We start from the raw sequence: 13,398 nt of genomic DNA, 5'->3' as shown, positions 1-13,398 counted from the left end.
TTTCCTTTCGTCGGGTGGCAGGGAAGTCTGTCTCGCGTGCTGTCCCGCATCGGGCAAGCGCGCGAGTGCAGCGAGAATCGAAGTATGCGTCAGCACCTCAGGCAGCAGTATGGGCTCGCCACGCGGCGGGTACAGTGCATAGACAGGTACGCCGCTGCGGCCGAGTGCCGCCAGCGCGCGCGTGATCTCGGGGTCATGCCGCGTCCAGTCGGCGCGCATCAGATGCACACCGGCTTTGGCAAAGTCTGCCAGCACGACGTCGCGGGAGAGCACCAGCCGCTTGTTGACCTGGCAGGTCACGCACCACGCAGCGGTGAAGTCAACGAACACGCCCGCGTTGGCTGTGCGGGCGGTCATCAGGGCAGCCGGCGACCACGCTTCCCACGCGCTGGGTGGCCCGCCTGGCGCAGCCGAAGGTGCCGGGCTGGTCGCTGCCGGCATGACCAGGATCAGCGCCAGCGCAGTGGCCAGCGCGGCGATGCCGCCGCCTGTCCGCCAGAACGGGTGCTGCAAATGGAGCAGCCACGCGAGCAAAGCGACGAGCAGCAATCCTGCCCCGAGGTAAAGGATAGCCGTTGGGCCCACCTGCTCGACCAGCACCCAGGCGAGCCAGACGACGGTGGCGTAGAGCGGCAAGGCGAGGAACTCTTTCAGCCGGCCCATCCAGGCCCCCGGCGTGGGCAGTCGGGCAAGGGCCCGCGGCATGATGGCCAGCAGGCCGTAAGGCAGCGCCATGCCCAGTGCCAGCGCCAGGAAAACCGCCAGGGTCAAGGCAGCAGGCATGGCGAAGGCGGCGCCGAGCGCCACGCCCATGAAGGGGGCCGTGCAGGGGGATGCGACCAGCACGGCCAGCGCGCCGGCGGCGAAGGCATCGACGTTGGGGTGTCGCTGGCGCCAGCTGCCTGGCACGTCCTGCGCCAGCGTGGCAATCGGCAGGGCACCGGAGAGCGACAGGCCCAAGGCGAAGAACAGCAGCGCCATGGCACCGACGAAAGGCGGCGACTGCAGTTGGAACCCCCAGCCGAGGAAGGCCCCACCGGCTTTCAGGGCCAGCAGGAGGCCGGCCAGCGAGAGAAAGGTGCCGATGACTCCCAGGGTATAGAACAGGGCATGCCGGCGACGTTGCCGCCGGCCTTCCGCTGCCTCGCCGGCATGACCTGCCAGGCCGAGCAGCTTGATCGAGAGGATCGGGAAGACACAGGGCATCAGATTGAGCAGGATGCCACCGACAAACGCCAGCCCGGCCACCGCCACGAATGACAGCGGTACCCTCCCCTCGCTCGCAGCGCCTGGCACAGTCGCGTCCGCTGCCGCCGGCGACGCCGGCCGAATCGCGCCAGGCGCCGCACCGGCGATCGCTTCATCGACGGCAAAGCCAATCGGCCGCGTGCCGGCCCCGGCGCCCGGGCTGGCGACCAGAACGCCGGCCAGCGAGTTCCAGTCGCCGATCGGCACTTCGGCACCGGTGAGGGTCAGGACATAGCCCCCCGACTGCCGCCGGAAGCGCTGCTCGGCAGAAGCCTGCATCTGCCCCTCGGCAAACGGGAAGTAGATGAGCGAGTCGAGGGGCGGCGCGGTGGCTGGGGTGACGATGCGAACGCTGACCTCGCCGCCCTCGACACGCGCCGAAACCGCCCAGCCGGCCGGTGGCGACGGCATCGGCGATGCCTGCCGAGCGGCGGCAAACAACCCGGCCTGCCCGAGTGCCGCTTGTGCGAGGGCACCGACGACGGGTAAGTCCAAGGCGAAGGTTCCCGATTCCGGGATGCAATCCTCCTTGCACACCAGCCAGTCGGCAGCGAGCCGGACAGGGAAGCTTCGCGCCGCGTAATCATCCGGAATCTCGATCGGCACGGCGAGCAAGACCTCGCCCTTGTAGCCGAAATTGGTCAGCGGCCCGACCGCGATGCGCGTTGGCAGCGGCCACGAGATCTCGCCGGCCCGCGCCCCGGCGGGAAGCGTCCAGGTGAAACTCGGCGGGTATCCCGAATCGCCGGGATTGCGCCAGTAAACATGCCACTGCGGCGCCAGTTGCAGCTGCAGTCCCAGCCAGTGGGTCGCGCCCGGTACCACGGCTGCGACCTCGGCAACGAGCGTCGCGGTGACGTGCGGCGTCGACACCACCGCCTCGCGATCGGCGGCAGCGCTCCCGGAAGCCGATACGAGGATCCCCAGCCCGACAACGAGCGAGCGCGCGATCCGCTGCAGGAACAGGAACGCCACGCCCGGCTTGAGAGTTCGCAGCGATAATTCCAGAGCGGCCAGAACCTGGCTGAACAGCTGAGTCATGGCCGCCACCCCAGCTCTGCTCAAGGGGCCGCGATGCTGCCCAGCCAGCGCGGGGAAACCGAGCCATTCAGCTGGAAGATGCTGCCGCCACCCAAGGGAACACCGGCATCGGCGAAGGCGTTGATGGTGACCTGGTGGGTAACCAGGACGACCGGCTGGCCGGTGACCGGCAGTCCGGCGAGAAATGCCCGCAGTGCGCTGACTCTGGTGTGGCGATCCTGAGGACGCTCAAAGAACGAGTTGAGCGCCGGCAGGGCCGTCACTTCACCCAGTTGCAGCAGGCGGGCGGTTTCCAGGCAACGGCACCACTGGCTCGAATAGACCGTGGCGCAGCCGACACCGGCTGCGGCCAATCGCTCGCCAAGCTCCCTGGCCTGAGCACGGCCGCTTTCGTCCAGGTTGCGTTGCGTCGCGCAGTCGGACAGGCGAAAACCCGGGGGATCGCCAGTGCCGGGAGCGAAGGCATGCCGCAGCATGAGGACGCGGCCTGGCCTGGCAAGTTCAGCGAGGGGAACGTTGTTGGTGGCGAAGACGCTTGGTGTCGACAGGGCCGTGAAACCGACGAGGCAGATAAAGCTGCGGCGTCGCATCAGGCCGTGCCAAACCAACCGAGTTGCTGAAACCTGCTCACGCTGACCTCCACGAAACAATTCTGACGCGTTGCCGCCTGTCTTACAACCGCGGCTTTGATCCCGACAATGGCGCTTGGTTCAACCGCCCTTTTCCATGGGAAGCTCACCATGCCTGCCGCACAACCGTCGCCGTCGTCGGTCACGCCAGCCGTCACCCCTGCCCCTTGACCGGCTACGGTCGAATTGCGCGGAGTGCTTCGCGGCGCTCGAGGCGGCGCCCGCTTGGACGGCGGCGCCGTGCGCTGGTACAATCTCAATACTGGTACAAGTGGCTTCCCAGGTGTTCGCTGCGTCGCTTCGGCACCGCGTCACGCCGGCAGCGAGCAGGCCATTCGGCTGGCCCGCAAATCACTCTCTGCTCGGCGCAACCACCCGCCCGTCGGAGTCGACGGACCGGAAACTGGCGCGATCAGAGCGGTAGCATCTGGACGATCGGGCTGGCGTTGGCGCACAGGCGGGGCCAATGGTAAGGGAAGGGGTGTCGAGGGTGCAGCGCACTCGCGTTGGGCCTGCTCAGTGAGCTGGTCACGGACTTGCCTGCAGGGTGGTGCAGCCATGGCCCCTGCGCGAAGTGCCAGAGCTCGCGGGTGTGGTTTTGATGGGCAGCGTAGAATGCAATCGCCGTACAGGGGACCTGGAATGCTATCGCCGCTACGGCCGGCGCGCACAGGCATGGCAGTCGAACGCCCTGCGACTGCCGGAAGACCGTCGGAACGCGACGCGGTGGGTCGTCCAGAACTCCCTGCACGCCAGCGCCCGCCTGCTACCGGCTTGGCCGGCTCGTTGTGTCAGCAGCCATGCCTGAAGCACTGATGACGGCCGTCTGGCCCGGCAAACCCTATCCCCTGGGCGCCACCTGGGACGGACAAGGAGTCAATTTCGCCTTGTTCACCGAGCACGCCGACAAGGTCGAGTTGTGCCTGTTTGACGACAGCGGGCGAAAGGAACAACAGCGCATCGAGCTGGGCGAGCAAACCGACCAAATATGGCATGCGTATCTGCCTGAAGTGCGTCCGGGCCAGTTGTACGGCTACCGGGTTCACGGTCCTTATCGGCCGGAGGAGGGACACCGCTTCAATCCGCACAAGCTGCTGCTGGACCCCTACGCCAAAGCGATTGTCGGCGCCGTCGAGTGGAGCGATGCCCAGTTCGGTTACCGCATCGGCAGCCCCCGCGAGGATTTGAGCTTCAGCCGCCGCGACAGCGCGCCCGGCATGTTCAAGTGCCAGGTGATCGATCCTGGCTTTGATTGGGACGGGGACCGCCCGCCCAATGTTCCCTGGCATCAGACAGTCATCTATGAGCTGCACGTCAAGGGCTTCACCCGCCTGCACCCGCATATTCCGCCGGAAATGCGCGGCACCTATGCCGGGCTGAGTACGCCGCCGGTCATCGACCACCTCAGGCGCCTGGGCGTGACCGCGGTGGAGTTCCTGCCGATACAGACTTTCGTCGACGACCGTCATCTGCTCGACCGAGGACTGAAAAACTACTGGGGCTACAATTCCATCGGCTACTTCGCCCCCGATCCACGCTATTCCGCCAGCGGTCGTCTCGACGAATTCAAGCACCTGGTCAAGGCCCTGCACGCCGCCGGTATCGAAGTGATCATGGATGTGGTCTACAACCACACCGCCGAGGGCAACCATCTGGGGCCGACGCTGTGTTTCCGGGGCATTGACAACGCCGCCTATTATCGGCTGGTGGCGGACGCTCCCCGCTACTACATGGACTACACCGGCTGCGGCAATACCTTGAACATGATGCATCCCCGGGTATTGCAACTGATCATGGACAGCCTGCGATACTGGGTCATCGAGATGCACGTCGATGGTTTTCGCTTCGATCTGGCGGCCGCCCTGGCCAGGGAGCTGCACGAAGTGGATCAGCTCGGGGCGTTCATGGACATCATTCACCAGGACCCGGTCCTGTCGCAGGTGAAGCTGATTGCCGAGCCCTGGGACCTGGGGGACGGCGGCTATCAGGTGGGCAACTTTCCGGTCGGCTGGACCGAGTGGAATGGCAAGTATCGGGACGTCGTGCGCGACTACTGGCGCGGCGAGGGGGGCCTGATGGGCCAGCTGGCCTACCGTCTCACCGGTTCCAGCGACCTGTACCAACACAGTGGCCGTCGACCCTATGCGAGCATCAACTTCATCACCGCCCATGATGGCTTTACGCTCCACGATCTGGTCAGCCATAACGAAAAGCACAACGCCGCCAATGGCGAAGACAACCGCGATGGCGACGCGCACAACCGCAGCTGGAACTGCGGCGCCGAGGGCGAGACCACTGACCCCGAGGTGCTCCGGCTGAGGCGGCGACAGCAACGCAATCTGCTGGCGACGCTGCTGCTCTCGCAGGGCGTGCCGATGCTGCTGGCGGGCGATGAAATCGGACGCACCCAGCGCGGCAACAACAACGCCTATTGTCAGGACAATGAACTGAGCTGGGTCAATTGGGATCTGGCCTCGACGGCGGACAACCAGGCACTTTTCGAATTCACCCGTCGCCTGATCGAGCTGCGCAAGAAGCATCCGGCGTTGCGGCGGCGGCATTTCTTTCAGGGGCAGCGCATCCGCGGCGCAGGCGTCAGGGACATCATCTGGCTGCATCCGGACGCAGGCGAGATCAGTGATCAGGACTGGGATCACCATCATGCCCGTTGTTTCGGTCTGTACCTGGTCGGCGAGGCACTGGCGGAGCAGGATGAACGCGGCCAATGGGCCAAGGACGATGATTTCCTGCTGCTGCTCAATGGCCATCACGAGGCGATTCGCTTCACACTGCCGTGGAAGGGCGATTGCGAACTGGTGCTGGATACCGCCCTGGCCGAAGGCGGCGAGCTGCGGCAGGTCAGCAACCAGTCTTATGGCTTGGCGGGCCGTTCGCTGGCGCTGCTGACCCAGCGGCGCCAGGCTGGCCGGGTAGCGGAGCCGCTACTGCGCCGGCGCTATTTCATGCCCTTCGGTGCGCAAGTGCTGGAAGGTGGACGGGTCCGCTTTCGCCTGTGGGCGCCAGCGGCCGAACGGGTAGACGTGTCGCTGCAAAAAGCGGGGGGTCACACCATCCTCCTGCCGATGGAATCCAGGGAAGCGGGCTGGTACGAATTGACCAGCGACCTGGCGACGGTGAACGATCTCTATCGCTATCGGATCGATGGCTTTGGCGAAGTCCCCGATCCAGCCTCCCGTTACAATCCCCAGGGCGTACATGGCCCCAGTCAGGTCATCGAGCCGGGTCAGTTCGCCTGGAACGACCGCAGTTGGCGGGGCCGGCCCTGGGAGGAAGCGATCATCTATCAGTTGCATGTCGGCGCTTTTACTCCGCAGGGTACCTTCGCGGCGGTCAGGGAACGACTGGATTACTTGGTGGAACTGGGCGTCACCGCGATTCAACTGCTGCCGGTCGGTGCCTTTGCCGGGGCGCATAACTGGGGTTACGACGGCGTGCTGCCGTTTGCCCCCGCCGCCAGTTATGGCCATCCGGACGAGCTCAAGGATCTGGTCCAGACCGCCCACCACAAGGGACTGATGGTCCTGCTTGATGTCGCCTGTCACTACTTCGGGCCCGAGGGCAATTACCTTTCGGGTTACGCGCCGGCGTTCTTCGCCTGTCGCGCGACCGATCTCGCCGGCAGGAGCATCGACCTCACGTTGGCAGTCGCAAGCGAGTTCTTCATCCACAATGCGCTGTACTGGTTGGAGGAGTTCCATCTCGATGGCCTGCGCCTGAATGCGGCACTGCTGCAGGAACATGCGGGTGAGCTCGATCTGCTGGAGGCGCTCGCCGACGCTGTCCGTGAAGGGCCGGGCAAACACCGCCATTGCCACTTGCTGTTGGGTCATGATCAGCGGGCTGCCCGCTATCTCCACTGGAATGATCACAGTGCTCCGCGCCGCTATGAAGCCGTCTGGAATGACGGCGCCCAGCAGGCCATGCAGGAATTGTTGACCGCCGCACCGGCCGGCGCGGTCGATACCGCCCGGCCGCTCGACCAACTCGGCGCCTGCCTGAGCAGGGGGTTTGCCGGCGGCGGGTCAGATCGCCTGCTGCCCACCGCTTACGTGACCTTCCTGCAGGACTATGCGCGTATCGGCGATCGCGCGCGCGGCGAACGTCTCCACCAGTTGACTTCACCACGGCCACTTGGTGCCATGGTCGCGACCTCACTGTTGGCGCCCATGCCGCCGGCGCTGTTCATGGGTGAAGAGTTCGCCGCCGCCCAGCCGTTCCTGTATTTCTGCGACTTCAACCCGGAGCTGGTCAAGAACATTGCGATCAACCGGCGCAAGTCCTTTGCCCATCTCCCGGGGTTTCGCACGACCAGGACTCGGGCGCGCATTCCAGACCCCACGGAACCGGCCACTTTTCAACGCTGCAAGCTGGACTGGACGAGCGTTAGCCGGTCACCGCATGCTGACTGGCTGAGCTTCTACCGCCGCCTGCTGGCCGTTCGCCGCCGGGAGATCTGTCCCCGCTTGGCTGGCATGCATGAGGAAGCCGTTGGCTATGCCTTGATCGACGGGCGAGGCTTGTCGATCCGGTGGACGCTGGGTGACGACTCCGTACTTACCCTGTTGGCAAACTACAGCGGGGTTCCGCTGGAGGGACTGCAACGGCCAGCCGCTGCGGTCCTCTGGGCCGAGCCCGGCGAAGCGGATCGTGCGCTGACGCAAGGGCGGCTGCCGCCATGGTCGGTGGTGTGGTTGCTGCGGGTTGTCGCTTGATGCCAGTCACAATAGTTCATGCCGTTGACGTCGTACCGATGTCACAACCGATTGACCCTGACCGAGGGAAGGAAGAATCATGAGAGAAGCGAAGTTGAATGACGAACTGATCCGAATCGCCGAGGCTCGCCACCACGATCCGTTTGCGGTGCTGGGAAGGCATCCTTGCGCTGGAGGAGTCCTGGTGCGGGCCTACATCCCGCACGCGACGGAAGTTTCCATCGTCGAAGGCAATTTGCCGCTGGAACGTATTCCGGATTCCGACTTTTTCGAGTGGCAGGGTTCCGGCAAGAACCTTCCGGAACACTATCGCCTGATCTGGCGTGATACCTGGCATCACGACCATATTGCCCACGATCCTTATAGCTACCTGCCGCAGATAGCGGATTTCGATCTGCACCTGCTAGGCGAAGGCAGGCACAGCCACGCCTATAAGTTCCTGGGGGCAAACGAACATGAGATTGACGGCGTCGCTGGCATCCTGTTCGCCGTCTGGGCACCCAACGCCGAGCGTGTGAGCGTCCTGGGGGACTTCAACCACTGGGACGGTCGTCGCCACCCGATGCGCGTACGTCCGGGGAGCGGCGTATGGGAGCTGTTCCTTCCAGACATCGCCCCCGACATCCTCTATCGCTTCGAGATCAGGAACCGGAACAGCGGCGAGGTGCTCACCAAATCAGATCCCTACGGCCGACGCTTCGAGATGCGGCCGGGAAATGCATCGATTGTCGCTCCGCGCTCGACCTACGTCTGGCAGGACACCGCCTGGATGGAGCGGCGCGCCGCGGCCGACTGGCAGCATGCGCCGATGTCTACCTATGAGGTCCATCTCGGCTCCTGGCAGCGCGGGTACGAAGGGGAATTCCTCAACTACCGCGAGTTGGCAAGACAACTGGTCGAATATGTGACCCGGATGGGCTTCACGCATATTGAACTCCTGCCGATTACCGAGCATCCGTTCGATCAGTCGTGGGGCTACCAGGTCACCGGCTATTTCGCCCCGACCAGCCGTTTCGGCACACCGGATGACTTTCGCTACTTCGTCGATCTCTGCCACCAGAACGATATTGGCGTGCTGCTTGACTGGGTTCCCGCCCATTTCCCCAAGGATGCCCATGCGCTGGCGCGGTTCGACGGCACGGCGCTCTACGAGCACGAGGATCCACGCAAGGGCGAACACCTGGACTGGTCGACGCTGATCTTCAATTTCGGCCGCAACGAGGTGAAGAACTTCCTGATTTCCAGCGCCGTTTATTGGCTTGACGAGTTCCATATCGACGGTTTGCGCGTCGATGCCGTCGCTTCGATGCTCTACCTCGACTATTCGCGCACCGAATGGGTACCCAATCAATACGGCGGCCGGGAAAACATCGAAGCGATCGAGTTCTTGCGCCAACTCAACGCCACAACCCACACGGAAGCGCCCGGCACGCTGGTCATCGCCGAGGAATCGACGTCCTGGCCGCAGGTGACGCGCCCGACCTACATTGGCGGGCTGGGTTTCGACATCAAGTGGAATATGGGCTGGATGAACGATACCCTGCGCTACATGGGACAGGAACCGATCTATCGCCAGTACCATCACGACCTGCTCACCTTCAGCATGCTCTATTCGTTCTCAGAGAACTTCATGTTGCCTTTCTCGCATGACGAAGTGGTGCATGGCAAGGGCTCGATGATCAACCGCATGCCCGGCGACGAATGGCAGCGTTTCGCCAATCTCAGACTGCTCTATACCTACATGTTCACTCATCCGGGCAAGAAGCTCCTGTTCATGGGCACCGAGTTCGGTCAAGGTCTCGAGTGGAACAGCGCGGGCGTCCTCGACTGGTATGTTCTCGACTTTCCTTTGCATGCCGGTATGCAAACCCTGGTGAAGGATCTCAATCACCTGTATCGCAGCTCGTCCGCTCTGCATGGCAACGAGTTCGAGTGGCAGGGATTCGAGTGGATCGATTGCCACGATTCCCAACAGTCGATCCTGAGCTTTGTCCGCAAGACCGACGATGAATTCGTTGTGGTGATCGTCAACTTCACCCCCGTCCCGCGTATGGATTACCGCATTGGCGTGCCGCAACCGGGCAGCTATCGAGAGGTCCTCAACTCGGATTCGCATTTCTACGGTGGTAGCGATTTGGGCAATGGCGATGGGCCGCTTGTCGCCGAGGAAGTGCCATGGATGAACCGCCCGTATTCATTGTCGGTTACGGTGCCGCCACTGGCCGGCGTTGTCCTGGCGCTGAGGGGCTGACAGCGCGGAGGGGCTGCCGCAAACGCGCTCTCGGACTGGCAGCCTGTCGGACCTGGCGTCGGGAAAGCCGCCAGATTTCACAATGCGGAATGAGCGGGCCGGATTTCGTCGACTTCCCGACCTTTTCGACGGCTTTCCCGTCGTTTTTCCCTACGCGGGCGCAATTTGGCCATCTGCTCCAAGGAAACTGGAGAAGCATGGGCGTGCGCCCACGATCGACGACATCCTGGCGCAACAGCGTCAACATGCGAGTTCCCAATAACACTCCGACAGGAGTCGTAACGCCAGATACATGATCTGTTTGGAAGTGTTATTTGCAAGCTCCCCTTGGTTGTATAGAATCGATCCCATAGAGACTTTTACGCATCATGATCGCTCTCATGGGAATACTTGACATGGACTCCCCCATCCCGCTGCCAGTCCAACGGGCCATCCAGAAATTCGGCGCCGATATCTCCCTGGCACGCCGACGACGACATATCTCCCAGGCCTCGCTGGCCGAGCGCATGGGCGCGTCCCTCTCGACCGTGAGGCGCATGGAGAAAGGCGACCTGCGGGTGCCCATCCACTTCTTTGCACGCGCGCTGCATGTCTTCGGCGAAATCCAGGCGCTGCAAAACCTCCTGGATACTGCCAAGGACGACATCGGCCTGACCCTGATGGACGAGCGCCTGCCCAAGCGTGTGCGCAGCAAGCCTGGTACCTCGGGAGCGCTGTGATGGCCATCGTCTCGATCCGTCGGCAGGTTCAGCTTTGCATCGGCAAGGCAGGCTTGCCGGTGGGTTCGCTCGTGTATGTCCGCCAGGGGCGGCGCGAGAACAGCGCCTTCGCCTATGACGAGAACTGGTTGGCCAGTCCGGCGCGTTTCAACGTGTCGGCCGACCTGCAACTGATGGCGGGACACCAGTCGCACAAGGCAGCTTCGCCGCACGACTCGGTATTCCCCGGCGCCATCGCCGACACCGCGCCCGACGCCTGGGGCCGGCGCGTCATCACCCGCGACCACGCCAAGCGCCGCAAGGATGATCCGAGGCTGCCGGCCCTCACGGAACTGGACTATCTGCTCGCGGTGGATGATTTCAGCCGCGTCGGCGCGTTGCGCCTGCGCGACCCGGATGGCACCTGGCACCGGCCGACGGTGGCCGGGCGGCGCAGCACCCCGCCCCTGGTCGAGTTGGAGCGTGTCTTTCAGGCCAGCCGGGCGGTGGAGCGCGGCGATGAGACAGCCGAGGATTTGCGCTACCTGCAGGGCAAGGGCACGTCGCTGGGTGGCATGCGGCCCAAGTGCACGCTGCTGGATGAGGACGGCCGACTCGCCATCGGCAAGTTTCCAAGCCTGGGCGACGAGCGCAGCGTCACTCGTGGCGAGGTACTGGCCTTGAAGCTGGCAGCGCAGGCGGGCATCGATGCAGCGCCGGCTCGGGTCGTTTTGCTGGGCGATAGCCCGGTAGCCGTCATCCGCCGCTTCGATCGCAACGAAGCAGACGGCCGCATCCCGTACCAATCCGCTGCGTCGTTGCTGCAGGCCTCGCGCGAGGAAGACCGCAGCTACACCGAGATCGTCGACGCCATCCGGACCCACGGCCACGCCCCAGCGCAGGACGTGCAGCAGCTCTGGCGCCGGCTGGTATTCAACCTGCTGATCACCAACGTGGACGATCACCTGCAGAACCACGGCTTCCTGCACGTGGCACACGGCCAGTGGCGCCTGGCGCCGGCCTTCGACATCAATCCGTTCCCGGACAAGGACCGTGAGTCCAGGACCTGGCTGTCCGAGCAAGATGGGCCGATCACCGATGTGCAGATGCTGCTGGCTCGTGCCTCGTACTTCGGGCTGGACGAAGCACAGGCCCTGGCTGTGCTGGCCGAAGTGCATGTTGCGGTGGCGAACTGGCGGCAGGTCGCACGCAGCCCGGAAGTGGGGTTGCGGCAGGCAGATCTGGATGACTTCGCGCCGGCCTTCGAGCATGAGCAGATGGGTGCCGCCGCAGGGCGGCTCGGGCCGTAACGCAAACGAGGAACACCCATGGAGTGCTTCCACATCGACGAAAGCGACTGTACGGGGCTTGATCTACTCAACCCGAAACAGCGTTTCCAAGGCGCTACCGCAGTGGCCATCAAGGATGAGAAATCCAGGCGCACCATGGTGATTATATGGGTGCCCAACAAGCAGCGTCGAGCGCAATACCGCAGCAGCCGTGCAAGGCCCGGGCAACTTCAAACACCCCTTTCGTGACGAGAGCGCCATGGCCGAAGCCAGACACTGCCGGTACCGGATGATCGTCGCTGTGACCCTGATACAGTAAGCGGAGACACGCATGGCCGATCCCCTTGGCGTCAAAGCTGTCGCCAAACTCCCCGTCCTCGACTACGATGAGGTGCGGAATGAACTCCGCACCGGCGACATCGTCTTCTGCTCGGGCACGTACTTTTTCTCGAAGACCATTCAGTGGTTCACGAAGTCCGTCTGGAGCCATGTTGGCATCATCTATCGTGACGACCATCTGGAGCGAATCTTTGTTCTTGAGAGCGAAACCGCAATCGGCGTTCGCCTCGTTCCCTTGTCCAAATACCTGCGTGATTACCACGGCAGGAACAAGCCCTACAAGGGACGCATCCTGATCGGCCGGATCACCCCGGAGCCGGACAACGAGAAGGTCAAGAAGGCCATCAGCTTCGGCATGGATGAACTCACCAGACCCTACGACAACTGGGAGATCTGTCGCATCGCCATGCGCATTCTGTTCAAGCGCGGCCGCAAGATCCGGGACCGCAAGTACATCTGCTCGGAACTTGTCTATGAGGCATTTCGCAAGGCGGAGGTCGCCTTCAAGTTCAACCGCAGTTCGATCAGCCCGGACGACATCTGGAACGATGGCCGCGTCGTGATGAAGTTCCGCATCATGTGACGGCGATGGCGGTCGCGGTGGACGGGCCACCGCAGCGATGCTGCCCCCTGCTGCAAGTCAGGCGGTCCGGTTTGACCGGAGTCACTTTTCAAGCTGGCACACATCGCCGCTGGACTCGCTATCATCCTGCTGTCAGTTCTGCCGATCGTCGGCTGGCCAGGAACCCATGAGCGCACAACCCTGAAGAAAGGAACCCCATGACCACCATTGGCCTGGCCGGGGCGGGAACCATCGGTTCCGGCCTGATCGGCCTCCTGAACACCTCTCCGGCCGCCCGGAACCTGCGGCTCAAGGCCGTGCTGGTCCGCGACCTTGCCAGGCCCAGGCCCGGAATCCCCGCCGGAACCCCGCTGACCGCATGCTGCGGCGAGCTGACCGACGATCCCGAGATCGATATCGTGGTTGAACTGCTGGGTGGCGTCGACGAGGCCTTTGGGGTCGTCAGCCGGGCGCTTTCTCAGGGCAAGGCAGTGGTTACGGCCAACAAGAATCTGCTGGCCGAAAGGGGCCCAGAGCTCTTTGCCCTGGCGGCGAAGTACAAGGCGCCAGTGGGGTTCGAAGCCAGCGTCTGCGCCGGCATCCCCATC

At 63.7% G+C, this 13,398-nt stretch carries 7 protein-coding genes and 2 pseudogenes; 7 read left to right on the top strand and 2 right to left on the bottom strand.

Translation table 11 applies throughout. The annotated features are described in order from the left end of the window. On the bottom strand, positions 1 to 2,289 hold a 2,289-nt coding region (locus tag V5B39_RS19185; RefSeq protein WP_332344463.1), incomplete at its 3' end, for a protein-disulfide reductase DsbD family protein. A gap of 20 nt (positions 2,290 to 2,309) precedes the next feature. After that, positions 2,310 to 2,879, bottom strand: a complete 570-nt coding sequence (locus V5B39_RS19180) for a histidine phosphatase family protein (protein WP_332344462.1) — start codon at positions 2,877 to 2,879, stop codon at positions 2,310 to 2,312. Between the two features lie 854 nt (positions 2,880 to 3,733). On the opposite strand from V5B39_RS19180, the pseudogene glgX reads away from it, so the two are divergent. The 7 genes and pseudogenes from glgX to V5B39_RS19145 form a co-directional block, all read left to right on the top strand. After that, a pseudogene (gene glgX, locus V5B39_RS19175) lies at positions 3,734 to 5,848 on the top strand (glycogen debranching protein GlgX); the annotation flags it as partial. Between the two features lie 33 nt (positions 5,849 to 5,881). Beyond that, the gene (locus tag V5B39_RS19170) at positions 5,882 to 7,651 is read left to right on the top strand and encodes a DUF3459 domain-containing protein (protein WP_332344464.1); all 1,770 of its coding nucleotides are present in this window, start codon (positions 5,882 to 5,884) and stop codon (positions 7,649 to 7,651) included. Positions 7,652 to 7,730: 79 nt separating this feature from the next. After that, a complete protein-coding gene (gene glgB / locus V5B39_RS19165; RefSeq protein WP_332344461.1) occupies positions 7,731 to 9,902 on the top strand; it encodes a 1,4-alpha-glucan branching protein GlgB in 2,172 nt (723 codons plus the stop codon). Between the two features lie 395 nt (positions 9,903 to 10,297). Next, positions 10,298 to 10,621, top strand: a complete 324-nt coding sequence (locus V5B39_RS19160; RefSeq protein ID WP_332344460.1) for a helix-turn-helix domain-containing protein — start codon at positions 10,298 to 10,300, stop codon at positions 10,619 to 10,621. Then, on the top strand, positions 10,621 to 11,910 hold the full coding sequence (locus V5B39_RS19155) for a type II toxin-antitoxin system HipA family toxin (protein ID WP_332344459.1): 1,290 nt from the start codon (positions 10,621 to 10,623) through the stop codon (positions 11,908 to 11,910). The genes V5B39_RS19160 and V5B39_RS19155 overlap by 1 nt, the downstream gene beginning before the upstream one ends. 310 nt (positions 11,911 to 12,220) lie before the next feature. Further along, positions 12,221 to 12,811 carry a YiiX/YebB-like N1pC/P60 family cysteine hydrolase gene (locus V5B39_RS19150; RefSeq protein WP_332344458.1) on the top strand — a complete coding sequence of 197 codons (591 nt, stop codon included), beginning with the start codon at positions 12,221 to 12,223 and terminating at the stop codon, positions 12,809 to 12,811. Positions 12,812 to 13,008: 197 nt separating this feature from the next. Next, a pseudogene (locus tag V5B39_RS19145) lies at positions 13,009 to 13,398 on the top strand (homoserine dehydrogenase); the annotation flags it as partial.

Origin of the sequence: Accumulibacter sp. (genome assembly GCF_036625275.1) — a bacterium.
Classification (GTDB): domain Bacteria; phylum Pseudomonadota; class Gammaproteobacteria; order Burkholderiales; family Rhodocyclaceae; genus Accumulibacter.
This window is presented reverse-complemented; position numbering and strand designations above follow the sequence as displayed.